General features: G+C 46.4%; 13 protein-coding genes. All 13 read right to left on the bottom strand.

Translation table 11 applies throughout. The features are described from left to right. Window positions 1-51: 51 nt before the first annotated feature. Window positions 52-1,194 (bottom strand): glycerate kinase, encoded by a 1,143-nt coding sequence (locus AC58U0_RS10280; RefSeq protein WP_497378911.1) that lies wholly within the window; start codon window positions 1,192-1,194, stop codon window positions 52-54. A gap of 113 nt (window positions 1,195-1,307) precedes the next feature. Then, on the bottom strand, window positions 1,308-2,195 hold the full coding sequence (gene garR, locus AC58U0_RS10275; RefSeq protein WP_497378910.1) for a 2-hydroxy-3-oxopropionate reductase: 888 nt from the start codon (window positions 2,193-2,195) through the stop codon (window positions 1,308-1,310). Continuing rightward, window positions 2,192-3,085, bottom strand: coding sequence for a 4-hydroxy-tetrahydrodipicolinate synthase (gene dapA / locus AC58U0_RS10270; protein WP_497378909.1), 894 nt, complete (start codon window positions 3,083-3,085; stop codon window positions 2,192-2,194). The genes garR and dapA overlap by 4 nt, the downstream gene beginning before the upstream one ends. Window positions 3,086-3,120: 35 nt before the next feature. Continuing rightward, complete coding sequence (gene gudD, locus AC58U0_RS10265; protein WP_497378908.1) at window positions 3,121-4,485, bottom strand: glucarate dehydratase; 1,365 nt, start codon at window positions 4,483-4,485, stop codon at window positions 3,121-3,123. A gap of 200 nt (window positions 4,486-4,685) precedes the next feature. Continuing rightward, window positions 4,686-6,479 (bottom strand): glycoside hydrolase family 36 protein, encoded by a 1,794-nt coding sequence (locus AC58U0_RS10260; protein ID WP_497378907.1) that lies wholly within the window; start codon window positions 6,477-6,479, stop codon window positions 4,686-4,688. Then, on the bottom strand, window positions 6,476-7,474 hold the full coding sequence (locus tag AC58U0_RS10255; RefSeq protein ID WP_497378906.1) for a Gfo/Idh/MocA family protein: 999 nt from the start codon (window positions 7,472-7,474) through the stop codon (window positions 6,476-6,478). The genes AC58U0_RS10260 and AC58U0_RS10255 overlap by 4 nt, the downstream gene beginning before the upstream one ends. Before the next feature lie 14 nt (window positions 7,475-7,488). Then, window positions 7,489-7,851 (bottom strand): cupin domain-containing protein, encoded by a 363-nt coding sequence (locus AC58U0_RS10250; protein ID WP_497378905.1) that lies wholly within the window; start codon window positions 7,849-7,851, stop codon window positions 7,489-7,491. 25 nt (window positions 7,852-7,876) lie between these two features. Beyond that, complete coding sequence (locus tag AC58U0_RS10245) at window positions 7,877-9,475, bottom strand: extracellular solute-binding protein (RefSeq protein WP_497378904.1); 1,599 nt, start codon at window positions 9,473-9,475, stop codon at window positions 7,877-7,879. Between the two features lie 62 nt (window positions 9,476-9,537). Next, window positions 9,538-10,413: a carbohydrate ABC transporter permease gene (locus tag AC58U0_RS10240; protein ID WP_497378903.1), complete on the bottom strand. Its 876-nt coding sequence runs from the start codon at window positions 10,411-10,413 to the stop codon at window positions 9,538-9,540. A gap of 24 nt (window positions 10,414-10,437) precedes the next feature. After that, on the bottom strand, window positions 10,438-11,334 hold the full coding sequence (locus AC58U0_RS10235) for an ABC transporter permease (RefSeq protein WP_497378902.1): 897 nt from the start codon (window positions 11,332-11,334) through the stop codon (window positions 10,438-10,440). Between the two features lie 101 nt (window positions 11,335-11,435). Further along, entirely contained in the window at window positions 11,436-13,136 is a 1,701-nt protein-coding gene (locus tag AC58U0_RS10230) for a sensor histidine kinase (protein ID WP_497378901.1), read from the bottom strand. Then, the gene (locus tag AC58U0_RS10225; protein ID WP_497378900.1) at window positions 13,133-14,683 is read right to left on the bottom strand and encodes a response regulator; all 1,551 of its coding nucleotides are present in this window, start codon (window positions 14,681-14,683) and stop codon (window positions 13,133-13,135) included. Before AC58U0_RS10225 ends, AC58U0_RS10230 begins: the two co-directional genes overlap by 4 nt. 162 nt (window positions 14,684-14,845) lie before the next feature. Further along, window positions 14,846-17,500 carry an OmpL47-type beta-barrel domain-containing protein gene (locus AC58U0_RS10220; protein ID WP_497378899.1) on the bottom strand — a complete coding sequence of 885 codons (2,655 nt, stop codon included), beginning with the start codon at window positions 17,498-17,500 and terminating at the stop codon, window positions 14,846-14,848. Between the last annotated feature and the right edge of the window lie 47 nt (window positions 17,501-17,547).

Here is a 17,547-nt window from a genome sequence, read left to right as displayed (position 1 = left end):
TATTGTAAGACGAATTAGATGAAATAACAATGCAGCCCCATAGCCATGATATTATTTCATCTTGATTCCAATGCTAATCAATCTGCATATTCTAGCTGTGGCTGTTTGAATAAGCTCTTCAGCCGATTCTATACATTGCTCTAATTCCATGGGCCGGGGCACAATACTCATCAGTCCGTCGATCCCATGTTGAAGTACATCCTCAGCACCTGTACCTAACCCGCCGGATAAGCAGATCGTCGGGATGCCCGCCTGTTTGGCGATCTTAGCCACACCAACAGGGGCTTTACCGTGCACGGTTTGAAAGTCGGTGGAGCCTTCACCGGTTATGACAAGGTCCGCCTGCTTTAGCTTTTCAGCGAAATCTGCAGCTTCCAACACAATTTGAATGCCTGGGATCAGCTTCGCATTCGTAAAAAACAACAGTCCTGCCCCTACACCGCCGGCTGCGCCGGCACCTGGAATAAGCGCAACGTCCCTGCGTGTTGCCAATCGGGCAACAACCGAATAATTCTTAAGCGCATGATCTAATTGAGCCACCATGTCGGATGTGGCACCTTTTTGCGGACCATAAACCGCGGATGCACCTAACGGCCCGCACAGCGGATTATCAACGTCGCATGCGACCTTAATATCCGTTTCGGCAATACGTTTATCCAAATCGGATAAATCGATTCTTGCGAGTTTGGCAAGAGACACTCCACCCTGTGGTAGCTCGTTGTTGTGCGAATCCAGGAATTTGACTCCTAAGGCCTGTGCCATTCCCGCTCCTCCGTCATTAGTTGCGCTGCCTCCGATACCTATAATTAGCTTGCGCAGTCCGTAATCAAGAGCCGCTTTGATTAATTGTCCAGTCCCATAAGTCGTCGTCAACAGCGGGTTCCTTTGTTCCCTCGGTACCAATGGTAATCCGGAAGCGGCCGCAAGCTCGATCACCCCGGTTTCTCCATCGCCGAGAATCCCCCAATAGGAGTCGATTTCTTCACCCAAAGGTCCTACTATTCTCTGTTGGATTATTCGACCTCTGGTAGCCGTCATAAGCGCTTCTACCGTACCTTCACCGCCATCAGCAATAGGTACCTTGCTAACTGCAGCATCAGGGAATACGTCCCGAATCCCTCGTTCCATAGCATCAGCAACAGCAAGGGCAGATAAGCTCCCTTTATATGAATCGGGTGCTAATATAATACGCATTTGTGCTTCTCTCCTCTCTTTCTTGCATACAAAAATCTGATAATTCTATACTTAACAAAGAAAACCCTATAGGTGATAAGAGGTTTTCTTCGGGTTCTCGGACTCTTTGATTCTTACCTATTAACTTCAACCTTGGCCATTTTCTCATAGTAGCGAATCAAACTGCCGTGGTCGCAATCCCCCATTCCATCCACCTTCAAAGCCTGCATCATCTCCATGACGGCAGCCGTCAGCGGTAGAGGCACGCCTACCTCATGGGAGGTTTCCAAGACGTTGCTCAAGTCCTTTATGTGCAGGTTAATACGGAATCCCGGATCAAAATTGCGATCCATCACCAGCGGCGCTTTTGCATCTAAGACAGTGCTGCCGGCCAAACCGCCGCGAATCGCCTGATAAACGAGCTCTGGCTGAACGCCAGCCTTGCTCGCGAGCACGAACGCTTCGGACATCGCGGCAATGTTAATGGCAACCACGATCTGATTGGCCAGCTTCGTCACATTCCCTGCTCCGATGTCTCCTGTACGTATGACAGAGGCAGCCATTGCTTTTAACACATCATAGCATTGATCGAATACTTCTTTCTTTCCGCCAACCATTACCGAAAGAGTCCCCGCGATCGCCTTAGGCTCTCCCCCGCTCACTGGTGCGTCAAGCATTTCTATCCCTTTTTCCGCCAGCTTCCGGGCGATTTCCTGGCTGATCAGAGGCGCGATCGAACTCATATCGATAACGATGGTTCCTGTTTTAGCCCCTTCGATGACGCCATTTGGGCCCAAAACTACTTCATTCACCTGCGGTGAATTCGGCAGCATGGTAATAATGACATCCACCAGCTCAGCCAAGGCTTTAGGTGTAGAGGCCGTCTTGGCCCCCGCCGCTGCAAGCTCCGAACTACTCTTACTTGTATCGAGAACAACTAGCTCATAACCCGCTTTCAACAAGTTTCTACTCATGGGCTTACCCATAATACCCAACCCGATGAATCCTACTTTCATTTTCATTTAAGAGCTCCCATCTGCTTCAATATGTCAGCGAGCTTATTTCTATTGATTTCGGAGCAGCTCGTGTTCGGCAAGATTGAGCCTCCCACTTCAAGACCGATAAGGTTCATAGCTTCTTTGGTCACCACCGGAAAACTAGCGAGATTAGAAGCCATGCGAAGAGGAGCCAGCTTAAACTGGGCTTCCAAAGCTCCCGATACATCCCCGGCTATAAACTTCTCGTAAATTTCAACGACCAATGCCGGCACAATATTCGCCGTTGAAGCGACACAACCTACAGCACCGTAAACCAATGAGCCTAAGATCATGACATCCCTTCCCGCCATGACCTTAAATCCCTTTTCCCGTGTTCTGCGGATATACTCGGAAGTCAAAGTTAGATCGCCGCTGCTATCTTTCACTCCGACGATATTGGGAATATCGGCAAGCCGTTCAATCAAGTTAACGGAAATATTATTCCCTACTCGATCCGGATTGTTATAAAGCAATACTGGCAAGGCAGTGGCTTCAGCTACTTTACGGAAATGCTGATACAACTCTTCTTCCGAAGGCGCAAGAAACATGGGAGGTAATATTGTAATCGCCTGAGCATTTAACGATTCACCTAATCTGGCTAACTGAACGCATTCCTTAGTCGTGATGGCTCCAATCCCCATATAAACCGGCACCCGGCCCGCAACCTGCTCAATCGTAATGCGAACTGCCCGCTCCTGCTGCTCATGATCCAATCCGTAAAATTCACCATTACTGCCTAAAGAAAGGATACCGTGCACCCCTCCTGCGATAACGTGCTCGACTACTCTTCGTAGTCCCTGCTCTTCCACGCATTCATCAGCATCAACGGGTGTAACGATAGGCGGTATGACTCCGCGAATAAGAGTAATGTCCATTGTGATCTCTCCTTTATTTCATTTGATTTTCTCGCTTACCGTACAAGACAAGGTTGTTTATGATCGAATTTCCAGCCAGGAATCAAATACTGCATAGCCATCGCATCATCACGTGCTCCAAGCCCTTTCTCATTATAAAGCTGGTGCGCTTTCTCAATTTCAACCATATCAATCTCAATGCCCAAACCTGGCTTGTTCGGAACTTCCACCATGCCTCCGACAATTTGGAACGGCTCTTTGGTCAGACGCTGTCCATCCTGCCAAATCCAATGGGTATCGATAGCTGTGATTTTTCCCGGTGCAGCCGCAGCGACATGGGTAAACATAGCCAGCGAAATATCAAAATGATTGTTAGAATGCGATCCCCACGTCAGCCCCCATTCATGACACATTTGAGCTACTCGGACAGAGCCTTGCATCGTCCAGAAGTGCGGATCGGCAAGTGGAATATCCACCGCGTTCATTTGAATCGTGTGTCCCATCTGGCGCCAATCCGTGGCGATCATGTTCGTAGCTGTCGGCAACCCGGTAGCACGGCGAAACTCTGCCATGACCTCACGTCCAGAATAACCATTTTCAGCTCCGCAAGGATCCTCGGCATACGCCAGCACATGGTGTTGATCTCGGCAAAGGCGAATGGCTTCAGACAAAGACCATGCGCCGTTAGGATCCAGCGTTATTCTTGCTTGCGGAAAACGTTCAGCTAGCGCGGTGACGGCCTCGATCTCCTCTTCTCCGCGAAGCACGCCGCCCTTCAGCTTGAAGTCATTGAAGCCATATCGCTTGTAGGCCGCTTCAGCCAGTTTCACGACAGCTTTCGGTGTAAGCGCTTCCTCATTACGCAATCGTGTCCAGTCATCCTCACTATCCTGCCCGCTCAAGTAAGGAAGCTTCGTCCGATTACGGTCGCCGATATAGAACAAATAACCTAACATCTCTACGCGGTCACGCTGCTGGCCTTCTCCAAGGAGCGCAGCAACACGAACACCGAGGAATTTCCCCAGAAGATCTAACAGCGCTGCTTCCAAAGCAGTAACAGCGTGAATTGTGATGCGTAAATCGAAGGTCTGCAAACCGCGTCCTCCAGCATCTCGATCACCAAACAGCTTGCGTACAGTGTTCAGAATGTTATTGTATTGACCTACGGATTGACCAATGACGAGCGCCCTTGCATCCTCTAGTGTTTGACGAATCTTTTCACCGCCCGGGACCTCACCAACACCCGTATGGCCTGCGTTATCTTTAAGAATGATGATATTGCGTGTAAAGAAAGGGGCATGTGCACCGCTGAGATTAAGCAGCATGCTGTCGTATCCAGCCACAGGAATGACCTGCATTTCAGTAATGATCGGCGTGCCTGAAAAACGGTTATTCAGTTGCTCATGTTTCATATCCTGCATCAGATTGTTCTCTTCCCTTCATTAAAAAATAATATAAAATAAGGAAACAGTTATTTATAAGTCATATTGTAAGACAAATTAAATTATACGTCAATTTATTCTTTATGATCTGCGATAGCGGAAGAAATAGCCAGCGGTTCCCCCTATTATGGAGATCCCCTGGCGGTATTTATGCAATGACACATCGTACTTCCACAGAACTAAAAGACACCGATCTCATAATAAAATACTTTGGCACAATGAGATTCTAAGCTGTAAAGTTTCATCGCGTTTGTATAGATACCTACTTCCTCGTCCGTCCAAAAATCGTAAACCCGATAGCTCCCATCCAAGCTTATCTCGATATCTTTAGGCTGATCGTCAAAATTGAAGACGCAAATGAGATTACGATCCTCCAATTTTATTCGTCCAATCGTATACGTATCATCGTCAAACCGGGCGGCTTTACCAGTTGGAGGCAAGAGCTTCTGCAATACACGAATATTTTCCTCGGACAGAGCTGGAATTAAGTCTCCGCTTAGGATCATCCCTCCGGATGCTAGGATAACGGCTTTATGAAATTCGAACTCTTGATTCGAAATATCCGACTTCTTCTCAATGACTTCACCGCTAATCGTCTGGTTACGAAACGTTACTCTTTCGAGGACAATGACATCTGGGTCGTTATACCACAAGGTGTCGTTTTGCCAGTTCCGAGGAAAAAGCTCCTTCGCATTGCCGCTGACATGTTTCCAGTCCCTTGCAATATCATTGGTCACCCGGTTCCCGTGAACTAAGCCAAGAAGCGGCCAGAAAGGAGCATTGCACCCTAGAACAAAGCTGTCGTGCCCGACTTCATCAATAATCGCCCTCATTCCACTGCGAAAGGCTTCGATTCTCGTTGCCTGTTTGTCGTAACGGCATCCTGGCAAAGCACCGTATTGCAGAAAATCCAGCTTGAAATACCGCCATCCCCATTCATCATGCATAACCCTGACAGCTGACCTCAAATAGTTTTGAGCTTCTGGATGCGTTCCGTCCAGCATATACCATTGCTTTTCCGGCAGTTTCTTTTTCTGGCCGATGCGATTGAACGGTTTGCCTTCGTGATCTTGAACCAGCCACTCCGGATGCTCAAGCATCAGCTTCGAACCCGGTTCTACAATAAAGGGAGATAGGTAACCGGCAGCTTCGATCCCTGTTGCTCGGATACCTTCACTAATCGTTTTGACGTCATCTCCAAGCGTGACACTCGGAATTAAGAAGTCGCCGTCGGCTGCTGCGTAGCCCCCATCAATTTGAATGCGCTTCAGTTCAGGTATTCGCTGGACCATGCTGCGCGCATTCTCGTAAAGTCCCTCAGCGGTTATTGGACGAAGACAATAATAGGAACACCATCCCGTAGGAATTTCAGGATAAAGCATGCGCGGGTGGTTCCGATTAAGGCATTCAGCCAATTCTTTAAAAAGAGAATCGCGGTTCGCTCCGGAAGCAAACATGAATGTCTCCAATTCCCACGACTGGCCAGGCCCCAGCTCTAAATCTTCTGTATCCATAATCACTTCTATATAGGATTTTCTGAATCGAAACTCGCCGGAAAAGCGATTGCATGAAGTAAAAGCCATCAGCAAGTGCTCCTCATGAGAGGGAGACAAGACCATCAGATTGTAAACCGTCCATAAGTTCTCATGAAACGGAGTTTCAGGGATTCGGAAGAAGTCCCGATCTTTGCCGTAAGCCCCGATCACATAGGGCGAAGAAAGTGTACCTCCGTATTGAGTAAGCATTTGAAAGCCTTCACCATAAAATGGCGTATCGGGGGCGAGAGGCATGTCACCCGAAAAAAGCACGACCTCTTTAATCTGCAGTGAATGATCGGCCCGATTGACAACTCTAGCACTTAAAAGATTATTCGCCCATGATTTCTCTACAGTAACCTCTCCGTCTATAGCTGTTGTGCAATCGGAAAGTCTAATACTAGATTTGATTTTTTTGATATCGTCCAAATTCATCATTTTAAGACAGCCTCTCTCAGTGCTTCTTCCACGGAAAGCATTTTGCCCATTCTCGACGATACGGCGGCAGCATGCACCAAACTTTGCGACTTTAAATAATCTCTTCCGTTTGGTCTTGGCTCCCGCTTTTCCTTCAAAGCCGTTAGAAATTCATCGATCGACAGCACGTTTCCTACCCCTTCGAAAGTGTACACTTCATCGGCACTTCCATCCTTCACAAGCTGCACTCGGTTGCTCGTTATCACAAGCGCTCCTTCTGCACCTTCGAAACGCCAGTCGCCATACCATTCGGTCACTTTTCCCTTGGCCATCATGCTGCCGTGATAATCCACGACCGTCCCGCCGTCAAGCTCCATCCAAGCGCTAAGGTGGACCGTCGTCGTCTCTGTCCAGCTTCCGGGCGGATTGCTGTTCATGGCGAACAATTTCACCGCTTCCTGACCGGTAAAATAACGGATCATATCGAAATGATGAATCGTAACATCTTCCAGCAGTCCGTTTGCCAGCCGACCGAAATACGGAACGGGTACGACATGATAGCGGTCGAATTCGATGTGTACCGATGACAAATGGCCGATAACGCCGCTGTCTAAAAGCTCCTTCGCCTTTAGCACCGGGGCGAAGAAACGGTAATTCTCGGAAATCATGAACGGGATGTTTTTCAGTTCGGCCTGGCCGACAATATATTGCGCATCCGTAATATTGTTCGAAATCGGCTTCTCGCAAAGCACAGGCAAGCCATGCGCGAACGCAATCTCGTTAATCGCAGTGTGAATGTGAGGAGGTGTAACATTAATGACGAAATCGGGGCTCTCGCTGTTGATCGCTTCCTCCAAAGACGAATAAAACGGGGTCTCTGGATCGATCGTTTCCCGTAGCTGAGCGTTCGCTTCAACAACGCATACCGCCTGCACGCCCGCATGACGTCTCAGTTTCTTGTACCACCCTGAACCGAAGTTTCCTAAACCGACCAGAACCGCCTTCATATTGCTCATCCTCTCTCGCTTCTTTATATTTGATTTTTGTTGCGGGACGGTCCGGCATGGCACCAAACGACGACAATAGGATCTTCCACGCTTGAAATGAGATGATGGTCCTCTCCTGGCTCAATGATGACGACATCTCCCGTCTTTACGGGGTACATGTGCTCTTTATTGATTTCAACCTCGCCTTTACCCTGCAGAATAAGGAAAGCTTCGCAATCTTCGTGCACATGATAATCGATGCCGCCTGGGCCGTCGTTCGTATGAGCGCGCGCGCCCGGCTTCTCGAAGGCAAGCCCGCCGTAAGAGAGGTAATCCCCCGGCATAATGTCTTTCAAAATATGTCCTTCTGTAACATCGGCCAATTGCTGTAAACGATAAGTTCTCATTAAAAATCTCTCCTTCTTTCCATTTTTATTTTTTGAACAATTCGTCGTATTTTTGCTCAGCTTCCTTCATCACTTGGTCGCCGCCCATTTTCTTCCATTCCGCAACGAACGCATCAAACTCACTGATTGGCCGTTTCCCGGTAATAAAGTCGATGAAAGCTTTGACGGCAAATTGATCGAGACGATCTTTATTCTCGTTGAACACAGGTCTGGAGACGGGCTCCAAAATATCAAATTTTCCTTTGCCGATATGCTCGACTTTTTTCCTCAAGTCCCTATATTTCGCGTCAGTCATGAATGGAGTCTGGAAATCATAATCGTTAAAGCTGCCCATAAACGGATATTGCGGTCCGATCCCAAACTTGATTCGTTCGCTTTCTTGGTCGTATGGTGGAATAAATTGATAATCGCCCTCTGGCGTAACGTTATACGTTTTTCCCTTCTCTCCGTAGATGACTGAGGCACGAACATCCGTGTTAAAGCTGTAGGCATCCATAATCTCAAGGTATTTTTTCAGTTTTCCCTGATCTTTTTCCAGTTTCTTGGAAAACTGTTGACCGGAATTGCCTACCGGATTTTTCTGGAGTGCGCCGTACTCTCCATTCGGGCCTTTAGGTCCGGCAAAAAGTGCCCAATCTACATCGGGTATTTTCTCAAAATATTTGCCTCCGGAGAACGCTCTTGCGGGAAGGAAGTTCCACCAGTTGCTTTCGACGACGCCATATTTCCCGGAAATGACTTTATCATCTAGGTTCGCTTTTTTGTTCACGGCAAACTCGAGATCAATGAGGTCCTGTTTATACCATTTATTGAGTATGGTTAATGCATCCTTGGCCCCGGGCTGAATTTCTCCTTTAACAATTTTTCCGTTTTCTTCGGTAAATGCTCCTGGGTACACGCCGAATGCCGCGAAGATTGAAGTGAATATATCCGAGAACGGTACCACCCCGGGCTGGAGCTCGGCTTTTGCAGTCATACCGAACGTATCTTTCTTACCGTTCTTATCGGGGTCATTGTTTCTGAATTTGATTAACGCTTCTTCCAGCTCACCGAGCGTTTCCGGCACTTTGGTAATCCCTACATTTTTCAACCAGTCGTTCCGGATGCCGACTACAGTGGCATCGCTGCCGAGTGTCCAAATAATCGGCAAGGAGTAGATTTTGCCGTCCCGGCGTTGATACTTGAATGGGTCTTGGCCCAAATTTTTGACCAGCCACTTATAATAATTGGGAGCGTTCATCTTGATGAAATCCTCTGAAAGCTCGGCCGGAATGCCCTGTGCGACAAATTTATCGTAGTCAGGCATTTTCAAATCCACCCAATAATCGGGCACCTTTCCTGAAGCGATATCTAAAAGCAGCTGCTGCTGATACGTCTCCGCCTTTTCCGGGTCAATGGTGATGTCTACGTTAAACTTGTCCTGTATCACTTTGACTGCATAAGGCTGTTCCGCCATTTTGTCACCAGCCCAGCTCAAGAAAGTAAGCTTGTATCGTTCTTCTTTACCAGTGACGCCAGTCGCCGCCGCATCTCCGTTGGCGCTTTGATTGCCCTGACCAGCGCATGCGGTCATGACCACAAGCGTAACTGCCATCATACTGCCTGCTAACACTTTCTTCTTCAATTGAATCACGCCCTTTTTATATGGTATATGTATGGATAAAGGCTCCCTTGTCCTATAACGGGTTAACCTTTAACAGCCCCCAGCATAATGCCCCGAACGAAAAATTTTTGCACGAACGGATAAATGATCAGCATAGGCAATATGGACAAGATCACGATAGTCGCATACAATTCTCTGCCCAAATGCTTCGTTGTATCCGTCCTGTTGACCAAAGCCTGCATGGAATCGAGGTTGTTTTCGAGCACGATTTTACGAAGCACGATTTGCAGTACCTGCTTGCCAGGATCCTTAATATAAATCATGGCGTCGAACCATGCATTCCAATGATAAACCGCTACCCATAGCGCAACCGTTGCCAGAACAGGCTTCGACAAGGGGAGCGTGATCCTGCAGAAAATCGTAAAATAACCCGCGCCGTCTACCTTCGCTGACTCTTCCAGACTTTCCGGCAACGACCGAAAAAAATTTCTCATAATGAGAACGTTGTACGTGCCGACCAAGGACGGCAGCACTAACGCCCATATCGTGTCCAAGAGTCCCAAATTTTTGATTAGCAGAAAGGAAGGAATTAAGCCTCCGCTAAAGATCATGGTAAACAAGATGAACATTGTGATCGTTCTGTTAAGCGGCAGATCCAACTTGGAAAGAGGATAAGCCAACATCGAAGTAAATAGGAGGCTTAAGGTTACTCCGAGCACTGTCCGCAGCAGCGTGTTTCCATAACCGATCCACAAACCTGTGAATTCCAGAGCAAGCTTATAAGCAGCTAAAGAAAAATTCTGAGGCACCAACATCAGCCCGGATGAATAAGCTCCCTTGCCTGAAGATAAGGAGATGACAATCTGATTCCAGAACGGCAGCAAGGTAACCATTAGGATTCCTGATACGAGCGCATACAGCAGGATATCAAACCATTGTTCACTTTTCGTTTTCTTCATAAGTCCCTCCGCCAGATGCCGGTTTTACCATAATGCGTGCTCTTTTCCGCCCATCGTCTTGATGACCTGGTTAACCGTTACGATCATGATCAAGGCAACGACTGATTTAAATAAACCAACCGCTGTTGCATAGCTGTACTTCATCTCGACCATGCCTTTTCTGTACACATACGTATCGATAATGTCCGATACCCGGTATACGTTAACGCTATACATATTGAAAATTTGATCGAACCCGGCATCCAGAATGCCCGCCATCGACAAAATTAACAAGATGGCCATGACTGGAGCGAGCATGGGGATCGTTATGTAAATAACCCTTTTGAATCTGCCTGCGCCGTCGATAATGGCCGCTTCATATAATTCACCGTTAATGCCCGAAATGGCGGCGAAATAAACGATCGCTCCCCAGCCGAAGCTTTTATAAATTTCCGTCAATACAAGAATGAGCCGGAAATACTGTTCATTTCCCATAAACAAGACAGGATCCATCCCTAATAGCTTGATAACGGAATTAACGAGACCGTCGATCGAGAGGATACTCATGAAAATCCCCGCCATCACCACCCACGAAATAAAGTGCGGTAAATAAGATATCGTTTGAGCTAATTTTTTGAACTTTGCACTGGCTACTTCATTCAACAGCAGGGCAAACACGACCGGAACAGGGAAGCCGAATATTAATTTGTAAAAGCTGATGATGATCGTATTTTTCAGCACTTGCAAAAATACCGGATCTGAAAACGCATACATAAAATGGTGCATGCCAACCCAAGGACTATTCCATATCCCCTTCATAAGCTGAAAATCCTTAAAGGCCAGCACAGCACCATACATCGGAACATAATGGAAAAGGATGTAATAAGCTATCGCGGGCAGCATCATCACATACAGCACCTTATACTTCTTGAAGCTCCTCATTCTGCTGTCCAGAACGTCCACCTCCTTGTATTTATTGTAGAAGTTTCCGTTCACGCCGACAATTTCAGATTCTTTAGATATGCTTCAATAAATTTCGAACATTATCCTGGCTCCTCTCCTTTCGGAAAGCGAACGGACATTACAGTTCCTTTCCCCAGGCCGCTTTCAATCGAGATCCCATACTCCTCTCCGAAAAACAGCTTCATCCGGTCATTTACATTTTTCAACCCGTAGCCTCGGGATTCCCGAGACAACACCTCTTGAACTTTCTCCTCCGTCATGCCGACTCCGTTATCCTCTACCGTGATCTCGATATACCCGTCAAAGCTTCGTCCTGTTACCGTGATCATTCCCCGCCCGTCCGTTTTGCCCGCAATCCCGTGCTCGATACAATTTTCCACGATGGGCTGCAAAATCAAGCTAATGGTCACATAACGAAATATGTCTTCTTCAAAATCGTAATGAACGTCGAAGCTGCTTTCTCTCATTATGAGCATGATCTCCACATAGGATCTCATATTGACAACTTCTTCACGTACGGAAATGATAGTGTCCCCTTTGTTCAACGCCGTTCGATAAAATTTGGAGAGCGAGGTGACGATTTTGCTGATCTCCTCCTGTCCAGCCTGAACGGACTTCCACTTAATCGCAGACAGTGTATTATAAAGGAAATGAGGGTTAATTTGGGATTGGAGAGCCTTAAATTCCGCTTTCTGTCGATCAATCTTGTTCTGATAACCAACCAGAATCAACTCATTTATTTTTTGCAGCATTTGTCCGAATCGGTTGGTCAGTATGCCGAATTCGTCTATTGAATTGGAAGAGACGACGATATCCAAATTCCCGTTTTCGATCAGTTTCATTTTATGGATCAACCGTTTGATCGGTATGGTAAACATGTTGGAAAATATCCAAATCATCAGCAGCAGGATTGAAAAACATACGAGTACGATAATGACAGTCGCTTTAATGATGCTCGTTGCATTGATAGATACCTCATGAAGCGGAATAAAATACGATAACGTCCAGTTCGGGTGCTGAATTTGCTCTTCGATCATGAAGTATTCTTGATTTCCGATCTTGGAGGATTTGCCCATAGCCTCAAAAAGGGGGCGTTGTTTGAGGTAGGCGGAATTGCTGTAAACGACATTTGCATTCTTATCTCTTACGACGATACCGAAATTGTTCATTTCTTTGCCCTGCACACCTTCGAACATTTTGCTATAGGTAAGATTCATAGAGACTGTACTGGGATTTCGGAGCTGGAATATGTCCGGTATTTTCCTGGCTACAATCAAGTTTCCATCTTCCCAATACCATTCCGTATTAACGTTAACCGAAGCGCTCCGGTACCAATTCGTTTCCGATACACGGCTGCTGTTTTGAATGAAATCACCGTATTCTGGCAGTTTATTTTGCGTGTAAACGGTAAGCTGAATAATCTCCTTGTTCATTCCCTTAATCATGTTGAACGTAGGATCTAGGTAGCTTCTTAAATCATAAGATAAATTGGATACGTCCGTATAATCGTTATTAAATATTTTGAGGATGCCAGTATTGTACACAATGGAATCCATAATCCGGTTATATTGATCCGCCTTATAGTCCATATTGTCAGAAATCGTTCGAATCGTCTCTTGTATTCCCTGTAGCGCCTGTTTTTGGAGCAATAACTTAGACTGATAATAAGAATACAAGCCCAATACCACAATCGGGATCACAATTAGTAATATATAAGAGAAGAACAGTTTTTGCCTAATAGAAGCGAATTGAAATGCATGAATCCGGTGGGCCCGCTTCATTCTACTTTCTCCCTATACTTTGCAGGGGTAAGACCGTAATAGTTCTTGAATAAGGTGCAGAAGTAAGGCAAATTGGAGAACCCCACTTCTTTACTGATGTCAACGATCTTCATATTCGTACTCCTCAAGTAATGGCTGGCTTCCTTAAGTCTTATGCTTGTAATATATTTGACCATATTTTCGCCTGTTTCTTTCTTAAATAAATGACTTAAATAGCTTGGGGACAAATGAACGCCTGCAGCGATCGTGTCCAAGCTAATATCCTGATTGTACTGTTTGGCGATAAGGTCAATAACTTCCTGGATCACTTTACGATTCTGGTCGATATTGTCGCTGGTCGTATCGGAATCTTCATTATCGAGCAAAGCGTAAATAATCTTCTTGATGTCAGCAGGCGTACGAATTAAATACACGTCTCGAATGACACTTTGAAATTTATGAGCATGAATGGGGTAATTTGCGCAAATTTCTTTTATAATCTCCACACACAAATGCTTGACGTAAATACTAGAGAAATGATTGCTTTCCTGAAGCTCGTCAAAGAACAAGGAGATACGCCGCTTTCCTTCTTTGAGGTTTCGAAATCGAATCAAGTCCTTTATCTCCTCCAAATCCCGGTTCATGATCGAGGAAGGCTGCTCTTCCTTCACATAGAACTGATCCACGAACAATAAACCGCCTTCTCCATGACCGAAGAGATGGTAGTCAAGCATCGTCTCCATATCCGCATATGCATCATGAAGATCCTCGATTTTGTTAACCGATCTGCCGAATACGATCCACGCGGCGGTCAGGTCATTAGTAGTAAAAAACTGCTGCATCCGGCTGCCAATCTCCAGCAATTCGGAATGTGTGAGCACATGGTGTGATTTTAACAAGATCACACTTTGATATTCATTCAAATTGACATGGTCATATGGCGTTTGAATCATCATGCGCAAATCATTCTCCAGCCGATAGGCTACCAAATCAAATATTTTGAAGTTCACTTGGATCAAGATCAATTGGAAACAGTTATATGGGTAATCGAAATCGGATTGCCGCATTCTTGTCTTCATCGGCACATCGACGCTTGCCCCATGGATGAGATCCAGCATGATTTGTTCCTTCTCGTATTTGATGCTTCGATGATAACCAGCCAACAGCTTCTCTCTTCTTTCTTTCTCTATTCTTCCGGCTTCGCACGAGCTGAACACTTTTCGAATGACGTCTATAAACTCTTCGATGTCAACTGGTTTTAATATATAATGTTCCACGCCAAGCTCGATGGCTTTCTTGGCATATTCGAATTCGCCGTATGCGCTGGAAATGACGATTTTCAACGATTCGTTATGCTTTCTAAGCGACTTCACCAAGCTTATTCCATCCATGATCGGCATTCTAATATCCGTAATCATTACATCCACTTCATGGTGAAGAAGATAATCAAGCGCCTCTTTACCATTTTGCGCTTCGGTAACGCTAACGTTAAAGTTGTATTTGGAGAGCAGAAATTTGATCCCGTCACGTTCAAATTTTTCGTCGTCCACGATCAACACGTTAAACATTGGATTCCTCCCACTCTAATTAATGTTTTCTTTCTTTTGCACATGTATGGTCCAATTAAAAAGTGGCTGCCTCAATGGCAGCCGTTCTAAGTCCAGAGAGCAAAAGCATCCGCCAATCCGGGCCGGATGCTTTTGTTTATGTGCTGCACGATGCTGTATTATTTACTTCGCGGACCATTCTGTGATCAAAGCATTGGCGTCTATTCCGAGGACGAACCTCACGGCTTCGGAGACATTATTCGCCTGCGGCTCGTTATTCAGGTGCTTCAAGAAGTCCTGCATATGTTTGGCCGCATTGTCCTTATCGGCTTTGTCCAATTGATGCAAAGCCTGGTTCAAACTGTTGCGCAATTGTTCAACCAACGGACTCTTCAATTCACCGGCTTCGACATATCGGTCCATCAATTTGGATACTCCTTCGGGGGTGGCGGTTATTGTTAAGTCGACAGACTCATCCGTCGTATTGCCGGCCTGGTCGGTGATGACGATCCTCAGGGTATGAAGGCCAAGCTTACCGGCCAAATCAACGGAAGCGCCGTTCGTTAGCCGCATTCCGTTCAGGGTGAGTTCCTGGGTCGATAAACCGGATAGTGCATCGTTCGCGTTAAGAAGAAGTGCAATCGGGCGATCATCTGAGAAAACTGCACCTTCCGCAAGCGGTTTCCCGTCTGCCGTCAGCACAAAAACCGGCTTCGATTTGTCAATCTGGACGATGAGCTCCTTCGTTTGCTCGATGTTGCCTACGACGTCGATAGAACGGTACTCCAGCCGGCTTACGCCGTCATTCGTAAAGGTGATCGGTCCGGCATAGGTTTGCCAATTTGCTTGATCCCCCAGCCTGTATTCCGTTTTCGCTACACCTGAGAGATCGTCATAAACCGAAAGCGTGACGGACGCCTCCTTGTTTAGCCAGCCGTTCTGCGGCATCGGATCCATCTGAGCCTTCGTAATCGGTGGAGTCAGATCCCACAGGGTAACATCGATATATGGCTTAATGTTTTTGGTGTTCGTCAAGCTCGTAGTAGCGTTAAATCCGCCATAAATCCTGTAAGTGCCCATGTCATCGGGTTTATAACCTGCGGAGCTCCATGTAACGTTCACCTTTTCTGTCAACCCCGTACTCAAGGTTACATCCAGCTGTGAAGGCAAGCTTAAACTTCCAAACGCTGTACCTTTGGAAGCTGTAATTTCTTTCGTCCTTGACCACGCTACAATATCCTTAGGTTGATCTTTGGGATTCCATCCATCATGGAAAATATAGCTGTCTTTATCCCTCTTGATCAAGTATGTATCGGAGAGATACATGGTTGCGGATTGGAATTCATCTGCATAGGCCGCATCTCCTGCACCATTATACATGCCCCGGTAAAGACCCCATTTGGAACGGTTTTGCTGGCCCGATTCAACAGGCAGGTCGCCTCTTTCGTTTCTGCCGGTAATCGGGTTTTCCACTTCAGGGCGTCTGTAGGTTTCGGCTGTCATACCGCCTTCAAAAAGCACCTTACCTGTTTCCAAATCGATAAGCTTACCGTAAATATAACCGTTATCGGCTGTTAAAATCGTAACATCAAAATCGAGCCAGCGGTCAACGACCTGTTCAAATGGAATCGTGAATAACGGCTTTATTCTGTCTGCATAGCCGCCATCAGGATTGTTCCTGAATTCTAGTTGCCCTTTGCCTTCGCTTGATACCAGAGAAAGGGTGGCCACTGGCTGTCCTGCTGCGTTTCCAGCTATTTCTTTCAGTTGGAAGATGTGCCAAAACCTATGGGGAGCAATAAAATCTCCGGCATGGTGATCGCCGACATCCTTCTGAAACCTTAAAGTTTCCGATGGGAGCATAAGCCTCCAGTGGTGGGTCACAATGTCGCCGCCCTTACTGTTTGCATCGCTACTTGCAGCGTTGGTGTTGCTTTTAATCTCCAGCCTCTGACGATCGCTGCCCACTTCGCCACGATCGCCGTCGTCCCGGCTTACGCCATCCGGGGCAACAAAAGGCATAAATTCGTGATAACGCAAAATGTCGGAGCCTAGTTTGTCGGTTCCTGGCATATTTGCGATCCCGTATTTTGTAAGTGAATTCGTATCATTTCTGCCTATAGTTTGCAAATACATGTTATCCCCCAGCCATGCTTCATGAACTGTCGAAGCCACCGGGTAGTCCCCAGAGCGGTCATAGACTGATTGCGACCATGTTTTCCCACTGTAAGATGAGGGGGTGTTCGGGCCTTCAATAGAACCCGTAGTACTGCCATTGCCGATTTTGGATGCGCCCAAAACATCCCATACATATTCTCCCCCTCGAATATTGAGAGGCAAATACTTGTCATTGGCTCCCATCCCTGTTATAGGAGGCAAAGTCATATCTACATTAACAGTTATGGTATAGGTTCGGCTGTTCATACTGTTATTCTTGTCGGTTACCACCAGATAATATAAAGTGGTTCCGCTGGTTGAAAATTGGTCCATCTTGGCATCTCCTTTGTTAATGCCGCTGACAGTAAAAGAGATGGTGGTTAATTTGTTACTTCTGAATAGCGTCGAGGTAACGCCCGGGTTTGTCCTTACATTCAACATTTGGTATAAGGTGCCGTAGGGCAATGATATATGAATGGTTGCTTGATTCAGATCAACGACTGCGTTTACCGGCTTGTTCACTTCTATTTCCAATAAACCTAAGCCATCTCCTGTCGCTGCATGAACCGATGATGTCGGAAAACCGGATAGGCTGATCAGCGAAAGTATTAGGGCAAACGAAAGAACTAAGCTTAATCCCCTTTTAAAAACTTGCTGCTTAGACATTTCGAAGAAGAACATCTAAAAGCCTCCTTTATTTTCGTGAATAACTACCTTTAAACAGCAGG

This window comes from Paenibacillus sp. J31P190, from assembly GCF_059692075.1.
This window is presented reverse-complemented; position numbering and strand designations above follow the sequence as displayed.